The organism is Undibacterium sp. Ji50W (genome assembly GCF_049340445.1).
Classification (GTDB): Bacteria; Pseudomonadota; Gammaproteobacteria; order Burkholderiales; family Burkholderiaceae_D; genus Undibacterium.
On sequence record NZ_JBMPOX010000026.1, the window covers coordinates 15,202 to 39,180 of the forward strand.

A 23,979-nucleotide genomic window follows, 5' to 3' on the forward strand; every position below is an offset into this window, starting at 1 on the left:
CCTCAAGTTGAGGTTTGTCTGTTAAATCCTTTTGTGGCGTTGTCTCGCATCTTCTGTCACTTACGCTGCAGCCCGATACGCCAATTTTAATTGATGGCGCATGCGAATGCGTAAGCAATAATTGCATTAACACTGGGTTCCACTTCGAGCTTGAATCCGTCGTGTTGTTTTTGTGCTATTTAATTTTTTTATCAGTCTGTTTAAAAGGGACAGCCAATTTCGAATAGCGATTTATTTTTTCTTTTGCCGACTCCACAAATTCGTTCAATGTCGGTTTTACGTTATCTTTTGATTCCATTACACGTGTTATCGCTGATCCAATTGACGAATGCAATGTGCAATAAGCGTCTTTATTAGTTTTTTCTTTAGAGACTTCGAAGTTTTCAAAACGCAATTTCGATATTGCATTATTTAATCTCTCCGTTGAAATCTTGTAATTATGGACTATTACTTCTAGCACTCCTTGCCCGTATTCAAGTGCTTCTTGAGCAGTAGGGATTTTGCCGTTATGTACTATTTCGTTTCGGAGTTCAATGAGCTTATTTCGCAAGGTCTTCGGAGTACAATTCAACGTTAAAAGGAATGTAAAAATAAATGCTCCAAGACGTCTTTCTGAAAATTTCCCCATGGCTTGCCAAGATGCTTTAGATTCAGCGAGGTCAATGCATTTTTCTGAAGTCATTACTTTTATTGAATACTCGTAATACCTCTCTAGACTTGCGGCGAATGCCACAATGGCCTCGATTGGGTGCTCTGTTGCTAAGGAATCTATTCCAATTTCAAATAAAACTTGAAATTGTTCTTCTTGCAGGATGATATTTGACACATGGTTGTTGTTGCATTGAAATTCGTACACTCCTGAGTCATTAAAAATTATTGATCCAAGCGTGACGTTATTTGGAGTTTCGATTGCACAGTTTGGGCATAGTGTGTGAAATTTCATTTATTTCTCCCCGACTATTTAAGTTTTTTATTAATTTTTACCAAAGTGCTCGTGGCGCTGTTCTTTGCATCCGGCATCGCTCGCGCTTTGAGACATGCCACGCGCCCGTGCAATATCGCCCAGTGCTTTGGCAATAAATGCCGTATCGCCATCGGCTTTTTCTATGCACGCATCCAGGTACAGCGCCTGGTCTTCTTTCGTTTTGAGATAGTCGCTCACATCCCAAATGTTTGTTTGTGCTTTCATGATCCGTGCTTTCTGCTGTCGATATGAATCACTAGGTAACTTACACAGATTTTTTAACATACTCCAGGTTATTTATTGGAGTCGAGGAGATTTTCCAGCTTCGGCCCTTCTTATTACCACACCAATCCTGTGATGTATCTCCGTCAGGTGAGCCAACAATGAGACGGAAAAAATACATAATCTGCAGTTTGAATTCTCCGGCATCAACTTGGATTAACGCATTATCACTTCCCAAATACCCTTTATTAGGATGTAAGACATATGATTTTTCTCCGTCTTTTTGTAAGGTCCCATATTTTGGCACCTGAAGGACAGTTGTTCTTACGGTGCCTGTAATTTTTTTATTTTCGTACTTGTAAAAATAATATTCTGCTTCCGCCACAGGCGATATCGAATAAAATCCCTGTTCACCTGGAGGTGGAAATACATCGACAATGGGTGCAGGAAAACAAAGGCCAATTCTAGTTATTTTTTTGAGTTCTATCTCACGTTGTTTCGCTTGAGCGATTATTATTGGCATACTTTCTGGTGGTGCTGGCAATGTGTCGAGAGCAAACATTTTTACCGTTCTTTTTAAGTCACATCGGTTTGAACATACACAATCATAGCTGATTGCGAACAGCATGCAGGCAAGATTCCCGTGATGCAAATCGTTCTTGCAAGCTGTCTAATTAATTTCCCCCTCACACCCTCAACACCCTGTCCCAATACACTGGCTCCCCAAACGCACTGCGCAGGTGGGTGATGAAGAGTTGGGCTTTGGCGGCGTGGGAGCGGCCGGGCATGCGGACGGCGTGGATGCCGGGGCGGATTTTGGTGGGGATGCTGCTGGTGCCGGGGAAGAGTGAGATCAGTTGCCCGGATTCGATATAGTCACACACCATCCAGCTGGCCAGGTGGACGATGCCGATGTTGGCAAGGGCGGCCAGTAGCAGGGTTTCGGTATCGTCAGAACGCAGGCTGCCATGCACGGGCAGGGTTATTTCCTTGTTGACGCCGGGATAGGTCCACCAGCCAGCGGGCAGGGGCGGTGTGGCCACGGTCAGGCAGTTGTGCTGCAGCAGGTCTTGCGGCGTAGCAGGGCGGCCATGGCGTGCCAGATAGGCGGGGCTGGCGCAGGTCAGCCTGTACAGCGGTGCCAGGGTGCTTGCCACCAGGTCGCTATCCGGCAATACGCCGATACGGATGGCAACGTCTACCCGCTGGGTGGACAGATCAACGATCTGGTCGCTGACGTGCAGGTCGACTTCCATCAAAGGGTAACGGTTTAAAAAACTGGCGACTGCTGGTGCCACGTGACGGCGGCCAAAGGCTGCCGGGGCGGTCACGGTCAGCAAGCCACGCGGGTCGGCGTTCAGTGCGGACATGGCTTGCCGGGCGTCGTCAAGTTCGGCGGCGATGGTTTTTGCCCTGGGCAGGAATTGTTCGCCAGAATCAGTCAGCAGCAAGCGTCTTGAGCTGCGGTGGAATAATTTAATGCCCAGTTCTGCCTCCAGCGCATCGATCTTTCTGGAGACGGATGACACCGCCACATTGCGCTTTTTAGCGACGCCAGACAGGCTTCCTGCCGCATGGACTTCCAAAAAAATCTGTATTGCATCAAACATGGGGCACCTTGGCTTTTATTTGCGTAAAACGCAAAGATGGTTTGCATTTCTGGTGATTGTAACGATTTTTGCAAAGAAATAGAATCTGTCTCGTTACTACCCAACGACGCACCCAACAACGCAATAACCCACATTACCCCGTAACCCTGTAACCCATGGCGATCAACGCCCGAAGGAAGAATCATGATGAAGAACACCTTGCTGCAATTTGCCCGCGCTGCCTTATTCCTGTCTGTTGTCGGGACGATGGGTGTGGGCAGCACACCTGCATTGGCTGCCGCACCGATGGTAAAAACATCGGCACCTGCCTATCACCGCCTGATGCTGGGCGCGTTTGAAGTGACCGCCCTCAGTGATGGCACGGTCAAACTGCCGGTCGATAAAATCTTGATGGAGCCAGTAGAAAAAACTACTGCCGCGCTGTCGAAATCTTTTTTGCAGGCACCACTGGAAACCTCGGTGAACGTCTACCTGATCAACACTGGCAGCAAACTGATCCTGATCGATGCCGGCACTGGCAGCCTGTTTGGCCCCAGCCTGGGCAAGCTGATCACCAATCTGAAGGCGTCTGGCTATGAACCCGGACAAATTGACGATATCTACCTGACCCACTTGCACCCTGACCATGCAGGCGGTTTGATGCTCAACAATGAAATCGTATTTGCCAACGCCAACATCCATGTGGACCAGGCCGAGGCAGATTACTGGTTGAGTCAAAAGAATATGGAGCAGGCACCTGCTGACGCCAAGGGATTTTTCCAGGGTGCGATGGCGTCAGTGAACCCCTACAAGGCAGCCAACAAGTTGCAGACCTTTGCCAGAGATGGTGAATTGTTGCCGGGCCTGACCGCGTATTCCAGCTACGGGCATACCGCAGGGCACACGTCTTACCTGATTGAAAGCCAGGGCCAAAAGCTGTTATTGGCTGGCGATCTGATCCACGTCGCAGCCGTGCAACTGGATAAGCCGGAAGTCTCCGTCACCTTTGACAACCACGCCAAAGCAGCCGCTGCCACGCGCCAGAAAATATTTACGCAGGCAGCAAAAGACGGCACGCTGATAGGCGCGTCACACATGCAGTTTCCCGGGCTGGGGCATTTGAAAAAGACGGGTTCGTCGTATCAATGGGTACCGGTAAATTTTACGCAGATGCAATAATTTCCTGAAGTTTGAAGCGGATGATGGGCTCATTGATGCGGCCCATCATCCACTAAATCGAATGGAAAATTCTTAAAAAGGTCTGGCTATGATCAAATTTTATTATCACCCGTCCCCCAATCCAGCCAAGATAGCGTTGTTTCTGGAAGAGTCTGGTTTGCCGTATGAACTGGTGCCTGTCGATACGCAAAAAGGTGAACAGCATGGCGTGGATTTTTTGGCGATTAACCCTAACGGAAAAACACCGGCCATCTTTGATGACGAGGCGAGTGCCGTGGTGTTTGACAGCAATGCCATCCTGCTTTACCTGGCTGAAAAATCCGGCCAGTTTTTGCCTGGGCCTGACCTGGCCAGCCGTGCCGACATGCTGTCATGGCTGATGTTTATTGCTACCGGTATAGGGCCGTTTTCTGGGCAGGCGGTGCACTTCAGGCATTTTGCACCGGAACCCAAAACCTATGCCTTGAACCGGTATGATTTTGAAGCGTGGCGGCACTGGCGCATTCTGGATGCACGTCTGGCGCAGCAGCAGTATCTGGTGGGTGATGCCTATAGCATCGTTGACATGGCTTTTTGGGGATGGGCGCGTGCCATACCCTTCATCCTTGGTGACGATGCCTGGCACCAGTTACCCAACGTGAAACGCTTGTTCGACGATATCAATGCCCGGCCTGCCGCCCAGCGTGCAGACAATTTAAAGACGGCGCATGCCTTCAAGACAGCAATGGATGCTGAAACCCTGGCGGCGATGTATCCGCAAAATGCGCGCCTGGCTGCAGCATGATATGGAGACAGGTAGTGGTGTCTGAGAATCAAGCGCACAGTGCAGCGTACAGGTACTGGCCTGAATAGACACAGGAAGCAAATAAGCTTGTTGTGCCCACCCGCATAGACGCTATGGCGGGTGGGCAGGTTCTGTTTCTTTCTACACGCCCTAGTTTTTGATCAACGTAAAATCATCCACCCGGACCCAGTTGTTGGCATTTGCCACCGAGTACACGCCCACTTGTGCCGTGCCATTGCTGACGACGATATTGGGAATGGAAATCTGCGTCCAGCTAGCGATGGTGGTGTTGATGGAATAATCTATTTCAGCACTGCCAAAGTTTTTGATATACACCCTCGCAATGCTTTGTCCACCGCTGCTTTTTACCCAGGCTGTCAGGGTGTAAGTGCCGTTTGGCAGGGTGACATTCTGGTACATGCTGGCGCTGTAGGCAGCAGTGTAACTTTGCGTCATGGCCCAGCGGCCGCTGTGGCCACCAGCGACATTGCTGTTGGGGTCTACGCCTGACAAATTGCTCCAGTTCGACCAGCCAGCCAGGACGTTTTGTCCTACGCGGTCTGCTTCAAAACTGGGGTTCAAAATGTAGTTGTTGCCGCTGCCCACAGTCCAGCCACCAGTCGCTGCATCCAGATTGAATTGGCTCAGCGAATTGAATTTGGGCGTGGTTCCGCTAAACGAGAGTGGTGTCCATTGGTTATAGCCGATACCGTTTCCGGCAAAATCACTCCAGCGGTCACCAGCAAACAAAATCGTCGTACCGGCACTGCCTTGCACAGGAATAAAAAATCCGGTCTGTGTCACATGTGAAAAATCGGCATCCGTGCCCGTCATCACAAATTCAGCAGAATAGGGGCCGGTAATATTGTTGGCCGTGATGCAGTAGGTATGCGAGGCGTTCCATCCATGCAGATCAGATGAACAGAAATAATAGGTGCCATTGTATTTAAACATGGCATTGCCTTCGCGACCGCCTGATCCGCTGTTGTAGACATTGGTGGCTGCTTCGATGTTCAATGAATCAGATGTGCGGATAGGGGCGACATACAAATGCGAGCGACCATTCGAATTACTGAAGACCAAATATGCCTTTCCATCATCGTCGATGAACACCGTCTGGTCACCCGTAGCAGGCGTCACCACATTGGTAATTTGTGCCTGCAAGTGATCATACACAAATGGGCCGGTGGGCGAACTGCTGGTGGCGAACAACACGCCGCCCCCGGTGGCAGTGCTGGAATATTGCGTGATCAACACATACTTGTGCGTCGTGCTGTTGTACACCACGCCCAGGCGGCCTAGCCATGTGGCTGATTCAAACACTTGCCCTGCCGGCGCCACTGACACCGCATTGCCTTCAAATTTCCAGTGTGCCAGATCGGTCGACGAATACACCGTCACCGCATTGAAACTAGTGTCTGAATTTTTAGATGCAGGATTGGCCGCATAAGTGACAGCGCCATTATATTTAACGCCATACCAATAATAGGTACTGCCCACCTTCAATATACCGCCACCCTGAGAATAAATAGGGGTGCCGGATGTATCTTTCCAAAACACGTCATTTTGTATCACTTGGCTGGCTGCGTAAGAGGGCATGGCCGCAAAGGCACATACACTTATCAGTAACAATCTGGCCCATCTGCCGCATTTGCCCGATAATCCCCATGTGGATTTCATGTTCATTTTTGTCTCCGTTATTGTGATTTTTAGTTTGATTTGTGGAAATTTGAATCTGGATGCGCAATACAGATATTGCTCATCCGACAAGCAGCATCCTTGAGTATCCTGGAAATGACTAATGTCTTTTTTCAATTTTGCTAGATGGATTTGGCATATGAGTGATGGGGCTGCCCATGTCCTATGCCCATGCCCCATGTCGGCCTGGCTTGTGCATGCAAATCCTTGTTTATCTTCCTCCGTCTTGTGCAATAATCTTTACGATATGCTATTTATTTGGCATTGCCATGAGGAAATACGGGTTTGCTTTGTTACCCGTATTGAAAGATAGATGCTGACGACGTAAAGCAAAATTGGATTGACATCACCTTAAAACGACAAGCGGCAGACCCCCATGAAGACGCAAGTTCCGGCACCACCTGGCCAAACACAACAGCAGACACAGCACGCGCAGCACGCGCAGCCGCTGAAGACTGCGCCTGTCAGTCAATTGGCTGCGGATGTGGCTTCAGCCTTTGTTGATCATCGACCAGAGGCGGCGTTGCAAGGACGTTTTCAGGAAATGGCCGACCATAGCCAGCAGTCGCAGCGGCTGAGCAACTTGCAGGCCACCATGAACAGCAGCCCACAGGCACAGCAAATGCGGGCCACGGCCCAGCGCATGCAGCAGCATTCAGTACGGCAGACCCCGGTTCAGCGGCAGGCTGGCCAAGCGGCAGAAAACCGCGCACCCGTATCGAATAACACCGGCATGCCAGACAATCTAAAAGCCGGGGTAGAAAACCTGTCCGGCATGGCGATGGATGATGTCAAGGTGCATTACAACTCAGCACAACCGGCAGCCATGCAGGCACATGCCTACGCACAAGGCACGGACATTCATATCGCACCCGGGCAAGAACAGCATTTACCACATGAAGCCTGGCACGTGGTGCAGCAAAAGCAGGGCCGCGTCAGGCCAACTTTCCAGATGAAATCAGGTACCAGCATCAATGATGACGTCGGGCTGGAATCGGAAGCCGATGCCATGGGCGCAAGGGCGCTGAGTGCGGGTACGGCTGCGGTGATGAGTGGGGGTGGCAAGGATGGTGAGATCAGGCAGGCAATGGCGGTATCGGGGCGGCCGGTGTTTCAATTGGCGATAATGACAGGCATTTTGCAAGACGATAAAAAATCAATCCGCGGTGCCGGAAGCGGAATTGTTCGGGAAATCAACGCTGACGCGAAATGGCAAGATGGGGAATACAAAGACGGGGATATTGTCGAATACGAGTTTCTAAAAGAGGATGGAATTACTGCCATTTATGGCAAATCTAATAAAAAACCTAAAACAGCTTTGGCACGACTGGATGATGCGACAAGGAGAAAAAGGAGGGGGCCTATCAAGCCAACAAAATTGGAAGTTTCAGATGACGCTTTAAATCATATTTGGGACCGGCATACACCCCGTGGCATTTTTGATTTGAAGCGCATTGAGACAGATTTTGAAGGCGATACTGTCGCATTATTTTCTGATGTCACCGGAGGTGAATTTTATGGATTGATGGAGCAGATAAAAGCTAATCTCGACAAATTTACCTGGTGGCCTTCTGGTGGTCAAATGCGCGGCAAATATGTCAATATTGAGATGCTTTGCGACAACCTGAATGGCACAACTTTTGACCTGTTTACATGTTACCCGCCAAAGTGGACTGTGAAAAAAACAATCATTGAAGCAGCTCTGAAGGCACACGCCAGTTATGACGCATTTTTGGCAGCGCTGGGCGACTATGACGCGCCGCAGTAAAACTGGTTCCAATAGCCAGGAAGCACCTTACATTAGCGTTGCTGTGAGCAGCATCAGGCTGCCCCTGTAGCAATACACGATCCAGCGCACCCACCAATCCCTCACCCCCGTAACGCATCCTTCAGACGTTGCAGCATCGCCGTATCCTGCCATGCCAGCAGCATGGTGTGGGCGGCCAGTGCGTGCGGGTTGGCTTCCACCTGGCGGCCGCAGGCGCACAAGGCCAGTGCCAGATGGGCGCGGATTTCTGTGACGGTGGCCTGCATCAACGGCATGCTGGCATAGGCGCTGGTCAGTTCATGCGCATCGCTGAGTTGGGTGATGGCTTGCTCTGGCCGCCCGGTATGCAGGCTGATGATGCCCTGGCAATACTGGTAATACAGACGTTCCATCTGTGACAGATTGGCGATGTTGATATCGGCCAACAGCAATTCTGCCCCTTTGTCATTACCCAGGCGGCGTGCCAGGGTGGTGGCCAGGTCGATGGTGGAGCTGATGCCGGGGTTCAGTTTGCGCGCGGCGTGCTGGGCCACGGCAACCTGCTGGAAATCCCTGGCGGCAAAATAAATGGACGACAACCTGGATTCATAAAAGCCTGGCTTTAGCGAGCGGCTATGCTTTAATACCGCAGCCCGTTTCAGGCCATCAGCCAGGCGGCCCTGGCCAGCTTCGGCAGTGGCCAGGCGAAAGATGATTTCATGTTCTGGCATGGGGGTCTTGAACCATGATTTCCAGCGGGCGATGGCGCGCATCAGTCGTTCTGCCTCTGTCCAGCGGTTCCAGGTGCAGGCTTGCAGCGCCCGGTTGTACAGGATCATCGGCACCTTGGACCAGATAAAACCCAGCACATGTAACACCAGCAAGACAGCGGGGATGAAGGCGGCAGTGCTGCCTTTACCATACAGGGCGGTGGCAATCGCCCACCACACCAGCAGCGGCCCCCACCAACTGGCATTGCGGGCAAACAGCATGGCCAACTGCACCAGCAGGCGCGGCTGGCGTTGCAACTGCTGTTCTTCTGCTGCGGTCAGTTCCAGCCGGTTCCTGGAATTGACATCATCAAGGTTGATGGCCGTGTCCTGGCTGCTGATCATGTGGATATCGGTATAACCGGCTTTTTTCAGTACCACCAGTGCGTCTTCATAGCTGGCAGCGACCACCCGGTCGGTGACGGCCTGCTGATCGCGGTTTTTTGCGGTAAAGTTGAAGGCGAACACGATCTGTCTCTGGTAGTCAATCGGCCTGCTGGGGTGGAGTCGTAGAATAGTGTCGTAGAGTCGCGTCGCAGCTGTATGCAGATTATGCGAGCAGCGCCAGACTTTTGTCCACCAGTCAGCACCGGATTTGTTCAAACTGCTGCACTTTCTTAAGAACCTGTTTACGATCTGTAGCGAGCGTGCTTGCATCAGCGGGGTCAGGGTAACAAAAACGCAGCGCAAAAAGCGGAATGTACTCTAAGACCATGAGCATTTTGAGCAGCGCATGAGCCCCGCGCGGACTCCGATTGCGCACGCGCTTAAGATCGGAAACAGGTTCTAAAGGCATTTCAAATTGCCAAGACGCCGATTGTCACCTATAGTCAAGGGCATTGCGCGGCAGCCACCTGCTGCTTGCGCTGAAAATGAACCATCACTTGCATTCTATGCATCATACCTGGAGAACCTCACATGAAATCACGTCTGTTTTTCTGTCTCGCCGCCGCCTTTCCCCTGTTGGCAATGGCTGACGTTACCATTCCCATGAACCAGGTCAGCGAAGCTGGCGTCGGCAGCAAACTGGGGCAGGTTGTTGTTTCTGAAACTAAATATGGCCTGGTGTTTACCCCGGCGCTGACAGGCCTGACACCCGGCCTGCATGGCTTCCACGTGCACCAGAATGCCGATTGCAGCACCAAAGAAAAAGACGGCAAGCTGGTCCCCGCCGTCGCAGCTGGCGGCCATTATGACCCAGAAAACAGCAACCACCACGGCACCCCATGGGGCGATGGCCACCTGGGCGATTTGCCACCCCTGTTTGTTGATGCCAGTGGCAATGCCAACCAGCCGGTGCTGGCCCCACGCCTGAAGATGTCAGACATGAAAGGCCGCGCACTGATGATACATATCGGCGGCGACAACCACTCTGACCATCCGGCAGTATTGGGTGGGGGTGGTGCACGCGTGGTCTGCGGCGTTTCTTAGAACCTGCTTACGATCTTAAGCGCGAGCGCAATCGTAGTCCACGCGGGGCTCATGTGCTGCTCAAAATGCTCATGTACTTAAGTACATTCCGCTTTTTGCGCTGCTCTTCACTCCCGCTGACGCTCGCTCGCTACAGATCGTAAACAGGTTCTTAACCGCAGATAAAAAAGCAAATAAGGAACGCAGGGTAGCAAGCTGCGGCTGAGGCTTTTTATACTGCCTCTGCCGCATCCTTGCCGCCTTTGGCTTTCTTGAAGGGATTGCGTTCCGGCGCGTCTTCATGTTCTATGCCCAGCAGCAGACGCTTCATCAGCTTGTTCAATACCGGCTGGCGGTGGCGCACGAAAATACCAAAGGTCTGCGGCTTGGCACCCAGGGCGGCCTTGGGTTCCAGCGCCGTACGGCCATACGATATCTGCTTGCACCCCAGCGCCAGTGCGTCGGCAATGCCGGCATGTAGCAAGCGCAGGTAAATCGGCAAATCGGCTGCGGCAACGCGGTCAAAACCAATGTGGTAGGCAATCGCCGTATCACCATCCGCCACCGAAATCAAAAAGCCCAGCAAATTGCCATCGCGTTTGATGACACTGCAGCGGAAGCGATCGCCAGCAACTTGTTGCAGCGCCAAAAAATAATCCGGCAGCAGTTCAAACGGACGAAAACCTGCATTCACCTGCACCGCCTTGTATAGCGCAAAAATGCTGTCGATATGCGGGGCCAGGTCCGGCAAGTGTTCTATCGTGCAGCCTGCTTCATCCATCGGTTTTAAAATAGCATTGCGGATATTGGCGCGATACTTGGATGCCAGGCTGGCCAGGTAATCGTCATAATTTTTCCATTCTGGCGCCAGCGTCAACATCATATTGGGTTCGGTTTCGATATAGCGATAGCTGAGGTTTTCCAGATGCGCGGCCTGTTTGATATAAGGATCATGCAAATCCTTGATCATCACAAAATGGGTCTTGCCCGCCAGTTTTTCTGCCTGACGCACGCGGTACAGCACTTCCACCACACCATGCCAGGCCAGTTTGCTGTCCACATCCGGCGCAAAGGCAATGCCATGCTGCCCATAGATCAGCAAGTTACCGCAAGTCAGCACGCGCTGCTTGGCCGCCTGCGCCAACTGGTCTATCGGCAAGCCCCATTTTTTATCGGCATCTAGGGGTTTGTCTGGTTTCTCTGGCCGCGCCTGCGCCAGACTGATGTCGGCAATCTGCATATACACCGCCGCCAGCAATTGGCGCCCGGCACCCAGGCCACTAAAAATCAGTGCATAGCGGGCCGACAGGTTGATGGGCAACACCTGTTCCAGCGTGCTGAGATAATCCAGCGACATAAAAAAACCAGCCTGCGCCGTCACCTCTTGCCATGCCGCTGCATCCAGCAGGCTGATGGAATCGGCCAGCGCATAATGCAAATCCGCCGGGCCACGCAGGCGTTTTCTTTCCTTGTTGCGTTCTATGAGTGAGCTGGTCAGCGATTGCAGGGCGGCGGGAATTTTCATGGGCGTGGTCTGGTTTAAGAATCTGGATTTTGTGTATTGTATATCCAGTCGAAACATGGACATGGTTTCTGCACCGGCGCTTTGTGCTAATGTGGCGTATCACGCTGTGCGTTGACTTATTTGCGGCGCACTGTGTCAAGGGCCAAACAGACGTTAAAGTATAAAAGGATTTTGTGGATATTTTATTTTTAGGCACCTCTGCCGGCGCGCCGACGCGGCAGCGGAATGTGACCGGCTTGGCTGTTCTGGCAGAGCAGGGCAGTGATTGGTATCTGGTCGATTGTGGCGAAGCCACGCAGCATCAGTTGCAGCGCACGCCTTTATCAGTGCATGGCTTGCAGGCGATTTTTATTACCCATATTCATGGCGACCATTGCTATGGCTTGCCGGGTTTGCTGGCAGGGGCGGGCATGTCGGGCCGCAAAGCGCCCTTACCGATTATTGCCCCGGCAGGTATTGCTGACTGGCTGAAAGCAACGCAAGAATTGACGGAATTGTTTTTACCGTTTGAGCTGGAATTTATCGCTGTAGAAAACATGCAAGACTGGACCGACGGCAAGCTGCATGTGCAAGCCACAAAGCTGTCGCACCGCGTGCCTTCGTTCGCCTACAGCTTTACCGAAGCACACACAGAATCCGTACTGGATATTGCAAAATTACGTGCCGAAGGCATACCGCAAGGCCCCTTGTGGGGCAAGTTGAAGAATGGTGAAAATGTCGTCCATGAAGGACAAACCCTGCACAGCAGCGCTTACCTGACCTACCCGCATGCTGCCCGTCGCATCGTGGTAGGTGGTGACAACGACACACCAGCCCTGCTACGCGAGGTATGCGCAACAGCCCAGGTGCTGGTGCACGAGGCCACGTACACTGCCGACATCGCAGAAAAAGTCGGCCCACGGGTACAACACAGTTCTGCCGCCGACGTGGCCACATTTGCGGCAGACATAGATTTACCCAACCTGGTGCTGACACACTTCAGCCCGCGTTACCAGTTTGATGCGACGCTATCACCATCGATTGCCGACATCCGCACCGAAGCACAAGCCCATTACCACGGCCAGCTGTTCCTGGCAGAAGACTTTGCCCGGTTCAGACTGCATAAAAATGGCGAGTTGAGCCGGGTGGAGGTGCTTTGAGCATGTCGGCTCACCAGAGACCTGTTGTCAGCAGGTCCGCTTGATTGGTCTGTCTGTTCCAACGAAATAAAAACAGGAAGAATGCATGTTCATTGCGGATCAGTTGGACTTGCAAATTTACGTATCGCTAGCACAGCTACAATGTAATCTTTTGTATTGCTAAATGACAGAGCCAATATAAATGCGTCTGAAATACCCAGCGGATAGGTCTTCCAGAATTTCGCCACAAGTATAAACATCAAGACCAAAAGAAACATGACGCCAATCTTCAAAGAATTTTTCCCTTTGATCATTGTCTGTGCATCCATTTTTTTGTACTCACCAACACCCACATATCCATACAATATAAATAAGGCGAAGGCAGGTAAGCAAAAGCTCAGAAATGGTGCCTGGTTGAGGATGGCGTTGGCAATATAAAATAGTTGTATTGCAAGGTTACAGATGATGAGTGCGTAGAGCGCCATGCTCTCACTACCAAGATTGTTTGATTTTGTTGAGTTCATTTGAAACTTTCTTCGTGTATTTTTTTAAAACCCGACACACACTTTGCTTTACTACGTTCAGAAAACCAGAAACAGTAAACCTCGATTCATTACAGACATGCAGTAAGGCAGCACACAGATTCCATAATTATTTCTTCTTAAAAAACGGGTGTTTTCCCAACAGCCAATGAACTCCGAACAGCACAATGAAAAATGAAAAACTGTAGGCTAGCGCAAGCCTTAAATCGAAATTCTCAGAAAAAATTAAGACACTGTGTTTAATTTCCAGTTCATGGAAAATAAAATTCGTAACTATCGATGCGATAGATATCGGGATGACCAAGCGTAGAACATCCTTGAGGGAGATTGACATGACTATTTCGTTCATAAAAATGTGAATTGCAGAAATACTTCCTTATTCACTCACCAGACGTGCATATGTTTTCAAATCAGTTAAAGATTAATCCTAATCGACATCTCTTTTAAACAGGGTGCCAAACCAAGCAATCGCGAAGCCTAGTAGAAAATAATAGCCAAATATCTTCAAGATGATTGTAATGTCAAAAGACGTTACCACTCCTTTTAATATGCTCCCCAAAAGGCCGACCGAAAAACTGACGAGACCACATAATATTGGTTGCTTGAATTTTGAAGTTTTCCAACTCATGTATTATTCCTCAGTGACTATATGGCCTGCTACCGACTACCAGATGCGGTACGAGATGCCTCTTGCTGTCCTATGTGACCACATAAACCAAACGCCAAGTACCGAGACAATCGCCAGGAACGAGAGCTTCATCCCCACTACAACAGAATCATTTTCTCCCTGAACGACAAAAAAAAGAAAATATCCGAGAGCCAAATTAAGAATTAGCGTAAAGACGCTAATTGTTAATACTATTGCCGTCATAGGTTTCATTATGTGACTCCAATTTATATAGTTTTCTAAAGTTTTAAAATCGGTTAAAAATTAGTACTAATCGACATCTCTTTTAAACAGAGAGCCAAACCAAGCAATCGCGAAGCCTAATAGAAAAGAATAGCCGAATATCTTCAAGATGAATACAATGTCAAAAGACGTTAGTATCTCTTTTAGTACTGCCACTAAAAGGTTGACCAAAAAAGTTATAAAACCACATAATATTGGCAGCTTGAATTTTGAAATTTTCCAACGCATGTGTTATTCCTCAGTGATTGTATAGCCTGCTAATCGAAGTAAATTTACTATCTCTTCCGGCCCTGGAATAGGAGATTCACCAACAACAAAAACCGGTGCATCTTGCTTCATTAATTCGATAATTTTTTTTGACATTCCAAATGCTGCGCTGATTTGTCAGTTTATTCAATATTTCAGGAGTCCAAGATAAATTTTCAACTATTTCCTATCGAAAAATTATTCCGTCAATGGAATTAAGTTGTCCTGATCATCGAGATCAAAACTGAGCAGGCCTTTTCGAAACACGAACGGGGTAAACTTGGAATTTTTTATGTAATCGAGCTTACCGTAATTGTCGTCCGTGAACACATTTGTGATTCCGTATTTTCTCATTACCGCTGTCGACGCCGTCCATCTTCCCACGCGATAAAGTATGGGCTCTTGCCCCAGGCGCGTAATTTTTTCATCAACCTTCATGGCATAAAAAAACTTCTTTTGGACTGCCCGTATCTCTTTCAAGCTGTCATATTTCTTGGCCTTATCGATCAAAAATTTTCTCTCGTCTTCTGCAAGTTCGATTTCTCTCTTCATCGCGACGAGTGGAAAATTGGTGGAAAAAATCTGCATTTCATACACCAATCGAAATACCCAAGTCTTGCGGCTTGATTCCTTTCATCGGCTTGCAGGTACGAAGAAATGGTACTTCGTCTCCTGCACAGAAAAGAACATAGGCTTCGCCCTGATCGGTCACTATGGGTTCGCGGAAAATATAGATGCCGCCCTGTTTATTTTTTGCATCAAAAATTTTATCAAGCAATTCTAAGGGGATCTTCCCCGCGCTCTTTGAAACAATTCTTTTGTTCATTTTCTCAGAGCCGCCGTAGTCTATTTCTCCATTATCACTCGCTCTGGATACATGTATCATCAAGTGCGTACGGACTTTATTCAGGGACGGTAATAAAGTTCGCTGTGGGCTTAACAGAAAAATGTTGGCGCATGCCGATGCGCATTGGCCACGGGCGAAGGTGTGTATTCCCTTTTTATCAATCTGCGTTTCAATGGCATCAGTCAGGATGCCCGCTTTTGCAGGTGCGCCAGGTGAGTTTCTGAATTCAAGTTCTTTCAAAGCATCCTGGTCTTTTATTTTTCTTTGGAAATCCTGATACTTGCTTTCTACCACCGCACCATCCCACACATATCGCGTATCAGAGCTATTGCATGCTGACAGCAAGAACAAGATGCTGGCAAAGGCTAGACATGGAGTGATTTTCTTTTTCATGAGTGCGCAATATATTCAAAGCTGTTTCAGCTCACATCTTGGTTTATCTAAGAACATGTTTTCGATCTTACTGCGCGAGCGTGATCGGGGCTCATGTGCTGCTCAAAATGCTCATGTACTAGAGTACATTCCGCTTTTTGCGCTGCTCTTCACCCCGCTGACGCTCGCTCGCTACAGATCGTAGACACGTTCTAAGGCAATATCTTTTTGCCCGGGCCAACAGGACTTGCCGTGCAGAAGCATAAACCAAGCAGGGAAATTTTTTAAAAAAAGTGTAAATAAAACTATTTTCGACAATCCCTGATGTTGCTGAATACTTATTTGCCAAAATCGCGCGCCGCGCATGCACGCGCTTTTCAGTGTTTTGTATGCCTTTATTCCAAAAAATACACAGAAACGCCGTAAATAGTTGTACAAAAGTAAATCTTGGCATCATAATCTCCGGGCGTTGCAAAAAGATGACGTGATCAATAAGGGAGATAACCATGAAGCCAGAACTGCTTTACCTTTGCTATGCCACGGCCCTGACCAGTATTTTGTGGCTGCCGTATACGCTGGACCGCTTGTTGATTCGTGGGCTGGTGTCGACAGTCGGTTATGACGAAGAGGCCAAGCCCCAATCCAAATGGGCGCAAAGGTTGATGAAAGCGCATAACAATGCGGTCGAAAACCTGGTGGTGTTTGCCACGCTGATCTTGCTGGCCAATGCCATGGGGGTATCGAACCCGATGATCGCCACGGCCAGTATGTTGTATTTTTGGGCGCGCCTGGTGCATGCTGTTACTTACACCCTGGGCATACCATGGATACGTACCCTGGGCTTTCTCAGCGGTTTCGTGGCACAGGCCATGGTGGCGGTGCAATTGTTGCTGCATTGAGGCATGCGGCAGGTAGGTGGTGTGTGGTAGGTGTGCAGTACGTAGCCGGGGAATGATGCCTCGCCTTTCAGTTAATCAAGCTTGCTGAAGCTCTGCCCATGATTGAATTTATCTTTGAAATCTTTGGCGAAGTGCTGCTGCAGCTTATTGCAGAAATCCTGGCCAATGTTGGTGGCCAGGCCTTGAACCGGCGTCAGGATGAGCCGGTCAATCCCTGGTTGGCTGCCTTTGGCTATACCATTTTTGGCCTGATTGCCGGTGGCATCAGCCTGCTGATTTTTCCTCACCACTTTATCCACACGGCAGTAGCACGTCTGTTGAATCTGGTGCTGATGCCGGTCGGTATTGGGTTCTTGTTGGCATTGGTGGCCAGTTGGCGTTCTGATAGCGCATCAGGTTCAGCCTGGCACCGTTTTACCTGTGCTTATCTGTTTGCCTTGAGCATGGCCGCGGTTCGCTATATTTATACAACATCGGCATAGCGACCATGCCAATAGCAGTGGCATGGCCTGTCTGGATGGCCAGGCTGACCGGATCTGATGCCAATCAGGTTTTTGAGCTTGATGCAGGCAGGCGTCAAGGTATGATGAAGCCATAAGTACACACCGCAAGCGGAATACACGTTTTTTGACATATACGCAAGTTCACTTCCTGTACTATTGTTGGTAGGAAAGATTGCTTTCAGAAGTCATTGTCGGAGTCTGAGGTATGCCCACTAAAAGGACAGGGGTCAGGCGTGGTCTGGATCTGGTGTTAGGCACCGGAAAGGCGATGCGCATCCGTACCAGTCAGTTTGTGCTGGCTGCCTTGTTGATGGTGGCCAGCATGGGTGTGTTGTTTTTCATGGAGGCAGTCGGTATTGCCGGCATGGGCAATGTCAAGATCTGGGCCGCCTGTTGCACGACAATGCTGGTGATTGTGTATGCGTTGATACGCAGCGGCTATTCCATGCGCTGGGCTGATCCGTCGATGGCCTTTGTGCAAATGCTGAGTGCGATTGCCTGCAACGCGGCTGCCTTTGCACTGGCTGGTGATGGCCGTGGCGTGACCTTGCCGCTGCTGGCGGTGATACTGATGTTTGGCATGTTTGGTTTGTCGATACGCCAGGTGGTCAGTGTGGCGCTGTATGGCATGCTCTTGTTTGGCATCGCCATCCTGTTTGCGCTTCAGCAGAAAAGCGGCAGGGATGCGGCTTCCTTGTACGGTGCCTATTTTTTCATGGCGGTGATTGTACTTGCCAGTTCCACTTTCCTGACCTGGCGTCTGCGCGAAATGCGCGAGCATATGCGTCACCAGAAACAGCAACTGACGCAGGCGCTGGAAAAAATCCAGCTCACCGCCAACCATGATGAATTAACCGGCACCGCCAACCGCCGCTATATGCTGGAACTGATACAGCGCGAAACCCAGCGTAGTAACCGCGCATCGAATCCCTTGCTGGTCGCCATGCTGGATATTGATTATTTCAAGCGCGTCAATGATGCCTATGGCCATCAAGCCGGTGACCTGGCCCTGCAAAAATTCACCCAGACGGTACAGGCGAATATCCGTGCCACGGACACGCTGGCGCGCTGGGGCGGCGAAGAATTTCTGGTGCTACTGACTGAAACCGAACTCAATGTCGGCCTGATCTGCCTGGAAAGGGTACGTGCTGCCGTTGCTGCTGACGTCATCCTCTTTGCCGGGGCACAGATCAGCTTTACGGTGTCGATCGGTGTCGCCCAATACAAGATCGGTGAAGCATTTGAAAAAACCGTCACCCGCGCCGATGAAGCACTGTATGCCGCAAAGGCGCAGGGACGCAACCAGATTTGTATGTCTGGCATGGAAAAATCGTAGGTCGCCAAGTCGCTAAATTACTCTTACGCAGCCAATTCAACTAGCTGCGGCTGGACAAGTAAAACTGTCTTTCAAAATGGCTCATGTCACTGAACTGGGTAAATTCGGGATTGCCTAATTCGATGACAGGCAGTTTTTTCTTCAGCTTGCTGACCATCGCCTGGAAATTCTTTTGGTAAGTGATTGCTTCACAGTCACTGAACTGCTTTACGTAATAGCCCCCCGTAGTATGAAATTCATAGTTGTCATGATTGGCTTGCCTGATGCCCGTCGCCAGCGACAGGCGGTTGCGCAAGTCACTCAGCTTTCTGGCTTCGGCATCGTCGATGCATTTGAGCGGGATGGCGGTCGTGATTTTTTGCCGGGGCGTGTCATCAATCACCAAGCGTAGCGGCAGTGTGATACCAAGATCAAATTGACGCAGACGTTCAGCCAGGTAGCGATGGCATTCTTCCAGCGGTGCATCCAGTGGCAGGCCGTGCGGCCAATTGCCGGGCCGCCTGATGGCATCAACCACCCCTTCAAAAATCGTTACATGATAAGAGGTGGAGGGCAGCCAGGTGATGTGCGTCTTGGCTGTCAGGTTTTGCAACTGCTGCCAGGCGACGGCGACTTCTGTATGCGTTGTGCTGGCTGGTGGCAGGTGGCAGATGATGGTATTGCCAGGGAAAAATTGCACTTCTCCTGCAGTGCCAAATTTTTTACCCGGTCCTGTATCCGCCGGTTTGGTGGCAGGGGCAGAGGTAGGGGATGCCCCATCGCAAGCTGCTGCTTCAGCCGCACCGGCCCAGGCAGGTTTGAGCAGGCTGGCACTGACGGCGCTGCCCAGCCCCAACAATAATTGTCTTCTGCTGATTTGCATGTGGTGTTCTCCGTATTGCCCGTGACCGCATGCTGGCTGCCACGGGCTTTCAAATTTTTTGACTTGTGTTACATGGCGTAGGTCAGGCCCAGGAAGAGCGCCCGGCCATTGTCAAATTCCTGTTGCAATAATTGTTGTTGCAAGCCGGTGGTGCGACCTGGGCGTGCATTCAAGAGATTTTTTGCCTGCATCACAATGGCCAACTGTTTGGAATACGCATATTTGATCTGGCTGTCAAAGGTGCCAAAGGCTTTGTAATACACATCTTGCGCGGCATTGGTGGTGGACAGGGTGATCAGGGTAGGGCCGGTCCAGTTATAGCTCAGTTGTGCGCTGATGGCGCCATTGCCCCACAACAGCGACGCATTGGCGGTGGATTTTGCCGATTCCAGTAATGCCGGCATTTGCCTTTGCGTCTTGTTTTGCATGGTGACGGCAGAGGGATTCATATCCATGATCGTGTAGTTGACGCTGGCGCCAAACTGGTTGAAAGGGGCGGGCAGGCTGCTGAATTTGGTATTCACCAACTGCAGTTCCAGCCCGGTGACGCTGGCACTGCCTACATTTTGTGCCTGCGTGATATTGCTTTGGTAGATGGTGCCGGCAATCGTCACGTTTTCAGTACGGGTGAGCTTGGCAATTTCATTGTCTATGTCTTTGCGGAATACGCCTGCCGAAATCATGCTGGTGTTGGATGGATACCATTCCAGCGAGGCATTGAAATTGTTGGCCGAGCGTGCCACCAGGTTGGGGTTGGCCTGGGTGATGCTGATGGTGGTGCCGCTGACGCTGTTGGAATTTTGTGCCAGGTCCGCATAGGTAGGGCGGCCCAGTGATTTATTGTAGGCAGTCCTTAATTTGAGACTGTCGCTGAAATCATAGATCAGGTTCAGCGAAGGCAGTGCCTTGGCATAAGAAGAATGCAAAGCGCTTGGCGCAAATACGGTAGTCTGGTTCAGCGGCGCTGGCACATAGGTGTCAATATCCAGCCTGGTTTCTTCATAGCGCAGGCCAGCCGTGGCTGACCAGTTCCTGGCGCGATAGGCTGTCATGGCATAGGCCGCATTCACGTCCTCCTTGATGTTGAAGTCTTTTTGCGTGCTGTTGGTGATCATGGTGGCGCTGGACAGGATGTATTTACCCGGATTGGCACCCAGGTAAGCCTGGCCATTGGCCGGATCAGGCAACAGCAGGGTCTGGCCATTGCTGCTATACGGCGTGATCGCCACCGTGCTGGCACCCACGGCAGACAGGGGGATGCTGACGCCGGTCGCAGGGATGTATTTGGATACTTCGTCGAAGTTATAGTTTTGCGTCAGCTTGCGGGATTGCAGTCCGGTCTTGAAACCCCAGCCGCTGGAACCTTCATCCAGGTTTTTTGAAAAACTGATTTTGGCAACCACGGAACGGTTTTTACTTTGTTCATCATTGCGCGTGTTTTCAGTCTGCGTAAAATTTTTGCCATCTTGCAGGTAGGCGCGGTTGACGGGTGTCAGTACCGGCATCTGGCCGGGTATGAAGCTGTAGTTGTACGCCAGGCTGGCAGAATTGGCGCTGACGAAGGTATATAACTGTGATTCTTGCCGGTAGCTGCCCAGGGCGCTGTTGACGACGGCTTCAATCACGCTGTCTTTGGCTGGCATGTAAGAGAAACCGCCTTCCACATAACTGATACGCCGGGTTTGCGTGAAGGCAGAATAATCAGTTTGTGATTGCCCCACGCCGACACTGCCTTCGGTGGCAGAGATGATATTCACGGGTGAGGTCGCTGCCGTCGCATTTTGCAGCCATTGCGAGCGGCGGTCTTCGGTGTTGACATGCTCAAACGCGCCGGCGCTCAGATGGGCGCTGAGGTTTTCACGATTATCAAAATCAAAGCGGGCGAACAGGCTTTTGCGCTCGCGGTTATTGTCATAGGTCAGCCATCTTTCGCGGTCAGGGAAAGCGATGCTGCCATCCACGCTGCCCGTGGTCTGATTGATTTTTGCCGCATTGGTCTGGCTGCCCGTCGTCGGGAAATAGCTATAACTGTCCAGCGAAGTCAGCAAGGACGAGGATTGCCGTTTGTAGTAACCGGTAGACACCAGTACGCCAAACTGATTGTCTTCGCCAAAGGTATTGCTGATAGTCATTTCAGCTTGCCCCGATGGTTTGGAATCGCTCTTTTCCAGCGCCCGCCATTGTGAGACATCGGCCCGGCCAGAGATGTGAAAGCCGCGTTTATCCAGGCCGCTGCGGGTCACAAGGTTGGTGGTGCCGCCGATGGCATTGCCATCCATGTCGGCATTCAGGCTTTTATAGATATTCACCTGTTTTGAAAATGAAGAAGGCAATACGTCCAGGGACACTGTTCTTCTGGTGGTTTCTGTGCCAGGGAAAGTGATGCCGTCGATGGTCAGGGAATTGTAATCAGGGTTCAGGCCGCGCAGGGTCATGAACTGGGCTTCACCACGGCCATTGTTCAGAATCATCGACACACCCGCCACCCGCTGTACCGCTTCACCCAGACCAAAATCAGGGATGGAGCCGATTTCATCGGAAGAAATGCCATCTGCAATGGTATTGAAGTCACGCTTCAGGGAAATGGCCTTGTTCAGTGCCAATGCCTTGCCGGTGACGACAATGGTGTTGACGTCATCTTCGGTTTTCTTGCTGGTATCTGTTGTTGGTGTAGTTTGTGCATAAGCACTGCTGACGGCCATGGCAATCAGGCTCATGCCACAGACGTGTGGCAGCAGGCTGGACTGAGGCTTGCGATGTTGACTGGTGTGGGTATTGTGGCTAGTGCGGCTATTGCCGGAACGGGGTGCTGGTTTCATTTGTCATCCTCTTGGTTAGTTTGTCTGCCCCTGGAAATGGGTCAGCGCATCCTTTTTTATTTTATTCACTTCCTGTGACTTAATTATTACATGAAACGCTGCAAATGGAAAATTTTGTGGTTTTTGTGAGAATGCTTGTTTTATTGCTCATTTTAAAGGGGGAAGATGCCTTGATAGACGAGGATGCCGGCTTGCAATGGCAGGAAGAAGGCCTTCAAATGTCAGCCAGGCATATTTACTCAGCGTAAGTGATTTAATTTTTATATAATTAATTCAAACTTGTGCCGCGCTGCTACTGTTGCTGCTGTTACTGTTATTGCAGCGTAACCCTTATCCTTGTATCCATCCTGAATTTGCCACTGTATGCCACTGTTGCCACTGTTGCCACTGCAAAATAATCCTCATGCCAACCTGCGGTTTCATAGCAAATTTTCGCGAGAAGTCCGTGCGCCTGTCACGGTGACCGCCAATGAAAGGCAACTGCTGGACCTGGTACGCCGCAAGGTGGCAGTGACCCGGGCAGACCTGGCCAGGGTGACCGGTCTGGCGGCACAGTCGGTGATGCGGCTGGTGGATGACCTGGCAGCCCGGGGTCTGCTGGTATTTACCGATGCCCTGCCGAGCAAGGCCAGGGGCAAGCCCAGCCCGCAGATTGCCCTGGTGGCTGACTTTGCGTTTTGCATCGGTGCCTCGATCGCTACCGATGAAATCAATCTGGTGCTGATTGATTTTGCTGGCAACCTGATCGGCCAGTCCACCAAACGCATGACTCCCATCACGCGGCTGGATTTGTGCAGTTATCTGCGTATTGCCATCGACCAGTTGCTGGACCTGCACCCCATGGCACGCAATCGCCTGTTTGGTGTGGGGGTGGGCATGACGGGATTTTTTGTTGGCCAGGGTTCCAGGCTGAACCCGCCCGCACCCCTGGATGACCTGGCCTTGATCGATCTTGATCTGCTGCTGGAAAAAGAAATCGGCTACCCGGTCTGGCTGGACAATGACGGCAATGCCGCCGCCATCGGCGAAAGCCTGCTGGGCGTGGGCATGCATTGCCAGAATTTTGCCTACCTGTTTTTTAGTCACGGTTTTGGCGGTGGCATCGTGTATCAGGGCCAGTGCATGCGCGGTGCCCACGGCAATGCCGGTGAATTTGCCGGTTTCTTGCCGGGGCAGGGGCTGGAACGCCCAACCCTGGAAATGCTGCGCCTGATGTGCAATGAAGATGGCCAGTCTTTCACCACCATCCACGACATGCTGGAACACCTGGACCTGACCTGGCCTTGCGTGGAACGCTGGATAGAACGTTGCCTGCCAGCGCTGACACTGGTGGTGTCAGCAATAGTCGGCATACTCGATACTGAACGCATTGTGCTGGGCGGGCGTTTGCCAAAGGCACTGGCCGACCGCCTGATCGCCAGACTGGTCATCGACAATATCCCCAGGCGCGGTGTGCAACGCCCACAGGCGGTGATTGTCGCTTCAGAAATCAGTGGCGACGCGACCGCAATCGGGGCCGCATCATTACCCTTGAAACAGCATTTTTTCTTTTGACGGACCGGATTGCCTGCACCTGTCACGAAACTGTCATGACCCTTGCGGGGGCTGGCGCTGCTACCATGCGGGATGAATTTCAT

At 50.9% G+C, this 23,979-nt stretch carries 25 protein-coding genes; 10 read left to right on the forward strand and 15 right to left on the reverse strand.

What is annotated here, in order from left to right; translation table 11 throughout:
* Positions 1–175: 175 nt before the first annotated feature.
* The 4 genes from ACO0K9_RS24810 to ACO0K9_RS24825 all read right to left on the reverse strand — a co-directional run bounded on the left by ACO0K9_RS24810 (position 176) and on the right by ACO0K9_RS24825 (position 2,796).
* The gene (locus tag ACO0K9_RS24810) at positions 176–943 is read right to left on the reverse strand and encodes a hypothetical protein (protein ID WP_422989477.1); all 768 of its coding nucleotides are present in this window, start codon (positions 941–943) and stop codon (positions 176–178) included.
* Between the two features lie 30 nt (positions 944–973).
* Positions 974–1,189: an addiction module antidote protein gene (locus ACO0K9_RS24815; protein WP_422989479.1), complete on the reverse strand. Its 216-nt coding sequence runs from the start codon at positions 1,187–1,189 to the stop codon at positions 974–976.
* A gap of 40 nt (positions 1,190–1,229) precedes the next feature.
* Positions 1,230–1,748 carry a hypothetical protein gene (locus tag ACO0K9_RS24820; RefSeq protein WP_422989481.1) on the reverse strand — a complete coding sequence of 173 codons (519 nt, stop codon included), beginning with the start codon at positions 1,746–1,748 and terminating at the stop codon, positions 1,230–1,232.
* Positions 1,749–1,872: 124 nt separating this feature from the next.
* On the reverse strand, positions 1,873–2,796 hold the full coding sequence (locus tag ACO0K9_RS24825) for a LysR family transcriptional regulator (protein ID WP_422989483.1): 924 nt from the start codon (positions 2,794–2,796) through the stop codon (positions 1,873–1,875).
* Positions 2,797–2,982: 186 nt separating this feature from the next.
* Here ACO0K9_RS24825 and ACO0K9_RS24830 point away from each other — a divergent pair, with 186 nt between their 5' ends.
* Positions 2,983–3,954 carry an MBL fold metallo-hydrolase gene (locus ACO0K9_RS24830; protein ID WP_422989485.1) on the forward strand — a complete coding sequence of 324 codons (972 nt, stop codon included), beginning with the start codon at positions 2,983–2,985 and terminating at the stop codon, positions 3,952–3,954.
* An 88-nt stretch (positions 3,955–4,042) separates the two neighbouring features.
* A complete protein-coding gene (locus ACO0K9_RS24835; RefSeq protein ID WP_422989487.1) occupies positions 4,043–4,738 on the forward strand; it encodes a glutathione S-transferase family protein in 696 nt (231 codons plus the stop codon).
* Positions 4,739–4,888: 150 nt separating this feature from the next.
* On the opposite strand, the gene ACO0K9_RS24840 is transcribed toward ACO0K9_RS24835, so the two are convergent.
* Together ACO0K9_RS24840 and ACO0K9_RS24845 are read right to left on the reverse strand one after the other, a co-directional pair.
* A complete protein-coding gene (locus ACO0K9_RS24840) occupies positions 4,889–6,424 on the reverse strand; it encodes a family 43 glycosylhydrolase (protein ID WP_422989489.1) in 1,536 nt (511 codons plus the stop codon).
* A gap of 502 nt (positions 6,425–6,926) precedes the next feature.
* Positions 6,927–7,091: a hypothetical protein gene (locus ACO0K9_RS24845; RefSeq protein ID WP_422989491.1), complete on the reverse strand. Its 165-nt coding sequence runs from the start codon at positions 7,089–7,091 to the stop codon at positions 6,927–6,929.
* Between ACO0K9_RS24845 and ACO0K9_RS24850 the strand changes: the two genes are divergently transcribed.
* A complete protein-coding gene (locus ACO0K9_RS24850; protein ID WP_422989493.1) occupies positions 7,080–8,204 on the forward strand; it encodes a DUF4157 domain-containing protein in 1,125 nt (374 codons plus the stop codon). The genes ACO0K9_RS24845 and ACO0K9_RS24850 overlap by 12 nt on opposite strands.
* Positions 8,205–8,305: 101 nt before the next feature.
* Here the strand turns inward: ACO0K9_RS24850 and ACO0K9_RS24855 are convergent, their stop codons facing one another.
* Positions 8,306–9,556: a hypothetical protein gene (locus ACO0K9_RS24855; protein ID WP_422989495.1), complete on the reverse strand. Its 1,251-nt coding sequence runs from the start codon at positions 9,554–9,556 to the stop codon at positions 8,306–8,308.
* A 315-nt stretch (positions 9,557–9,871) separates the two neighbouring features.
* On the opposite strand from ACO0K9_RS24855, the gene sodC reads away from it, so the two are divergent.
* Entirely contained in the window at positions 9,872–10,384 is a 513-nt protein-coding gene (sodC, locus tag ACO0K9_RS24860; RefSeq protein ID WP_422989497.1) for a superoxide dismutase [Cu-Zn] SodC, read from the forward strand.
* A 211-nt stretch (positions 10,385–10,595) separates the two neighbouring features.
* Here the strand turns inward: sodC and ACO0K9_RS24865 are convergent, their stop codons facing one another.
* The gene (locus ACO0K9_RS24865) at positions 10,596–11,888 is read right to left on the reverse strand and encodes a GNAT family N-acetyltransferase (RefSeq protein WP_422989499.1); all 1,293 of its coding nucleotides are present in this window, start codon (positions 11,886–11,888) and stop codon (positions 10,596–10,598) included.
* 173 nt (positions 11,889–12,061) lie between these two features.
* On the opposite strand from ACO0K9_RS24865, the gene ACO0K9_RS24870 reads away from it, so the two are divergent.
* Positions 12,062–13,027: an MBL fold metallo-hydrolase gene (locus ACO0K9_RS24870; protein ID WP_422989501.1), complete on the forward strand. Its 966-nt coding sequence runs from the start codon at positions 12,062–12,064 to the stop codon at positions 13,025–13,027.
* 89 nt (positions 13,028–13,116) lie between these two features.
* Here ACO0K9_RS24870 and ACO0K9_RS24875 read toward each other — a convergent pair whose 3' ends face one another.
* The 5 genes from ACO0K9_RS24875 to ACO0K9_RS24895 form a co-directional block, all read right to left on the reverse strand.
* On the reverse strand, positions 13,117–13,530 hold the full coding sequence (locus ACO0K9_RS24875) for a hypothetical protein (protein WP_422989503.1): 414 nt from the start codon (positions 13,528–13,530) through the stop codon (positions 13,117–13,119).
* 1,159 nt (positions 13,531–14,689) lie between these two features.
* Positions 14,690–14,821, reverse strand: a complete 132-nt coding sequence (locus ACO0K9_RS24880) for a hypothetical protein (protein ID WP_422989505.1) — start codon at positions 14,819–14,821, stop codon at positions 14,690–14,692.
* 81 nt (positions 14,822–14,902) lie between these two features.
* Positions 14,903–15,292 carry a hypothetical protein gene (locus tag ACO0K9_RS24885; RefSeq protein WP_422989507.1) on the reverse strand — a complete coding sequence of 130 codons (390 nt, stop codon included), beginning with the start codon at positions 15,290–15,292 and terminating at the stop codon, positions 14,903–14,905.
* A gap of 1 nt (position 15,293) precedes the next feature.
* Positions 15,294–15,944 (reverse strand): hypothetical protein, encoded by a 651-nt coding sequence (locus ACO0K9_RS24890; RefSeq protein ID WP_422989509.1) that lies wholly within the window; start codon positions 15,942–15,944, stop codon positions 15,294–15,296.
* A 118-nt stretch (positions 15,945–16,062) separates the two neighbouring features.
* Positions 16,063–16,377 (reverse strand): hypothetical protein, encoded by a 315-nt coding sequence (locus ACO0K9_RS24895; protein ID WP_422989511.1) that lies wholly within the window; start codon positions 16,375–16,377, stop codon positions 16,063–16,065.
* Between the two features lie 52 nt (positions 16,378–16,429).
* On the opposite strand from ACO0K9_RS24895, the gene ACO0K9_RS24900 reads away from it, so the two are divergent.
* The 3 genes from ACO0K9_RS24900 (at position 16,430) to ACO0K9_RS24910 (ending at position 18,661) form a co-directional block, all read left to right on the forward strand.
* A complete protein-coding gene (locus tag ACO0K9_RS24900) occupies positions 16,430–16,822 on the forward strand; it encodes an MAPEG family protein (RefSeq protein ID WP_422989513.1) in 393 nt (130 codons plus the stop codon).
* 98 nt (positions 16,823–16,920) lie between these two features.
* Positions 16,921–17,304, forward strand: coding sequence for a hypothetical protein (locus ACO0K9_RS24905; protein ID WP_422989515.1), 384 nt, complete (start codon positions 16,921–16,923; stop codon positions 17,302–17,304).
* A 226-nt stretch (positions 17,305–17,530) separates the two neighbouring features.
* On the forward strand, positions 17,531–18,661 hold the full coding sequence (locus ACO0K9_RS24910) for a GGDEF domain-containing protein (protein WP_422989517.1): 1,131 nt from the start codon (positions 17,531–17,533) through the stop codon (positions 18,659–18,661).
* A gap of 40 nt (positions 18,662–18,701) precedes the next feature.
* Here the strand turns inward: ACO0K9_RS24910 and ACO0K9_RS24915 are convergent, their stop codons facing one another.
* Together ACO0K9_RS24915 and ACO0K9_RS24920 are read right to left on the reverse strand one after the other, a co-directional pair.
* On the reverse strand, positions 18,702–19,523 hold the full coding sequence (locus ACO0K9_RS24915; RefSeq protein ID WP_422989519.1) for a DUF1868 domain-containing protein: 822 nt from the start codon (positions 19,521–19,523) through the stop codon (positions 18,702–18,704).
* Between the two features lie 68 nt (positions 19,524–19,591).
* Positions 19,592–22,342, reverse strand: a complete 2,751-nt coding sequence (locus tag ACO0K9_RS24920; RefSeq protein ID WP_422989521.1) for a TonB-dependent receptor — start codon at positions 22,340–22,342, stop codon at positions 19,592–19,594.
* 104 nt (positions 22,343–22,446) lie between these two features.
* Here ACO0K9_RS24920 and ACO0K9_RS24925 point away from each other — a divergent pair, with 104 nt between their 5' ends.
* Together ACO0K9_RS24925 and ACO0K9_RS24930 are read left to right on the forward strand one after the other, a co-directional pair.
* Positions 22,447–22,590, forward strand: a complete 144-nt coding sequence (locus ACO0K9_RS24925) for a hypothetical protein (RefSeq protein WP_422989523.1) — start codon at positions 22,447–22,449, stop codon at positions 22,588–22,590.
* Positions 22,591–22,705: 115 nt separating this feature from the next.
* Positions 22,706–23,896 carry an ROK family transcriptional regulator gene (locus tag ACO0K9_RS24930; protein WP_422989525.1) on the forward strand — a complete coding sequence of 397 codons (1,191 nt, stop codon included), beginning with the start codon at positions 22,706–22,708 and terminating at the stop codon, positions 23,894–23,896.
* Positions 23,897–23,979: the final 83 nt, after the last annotated feature.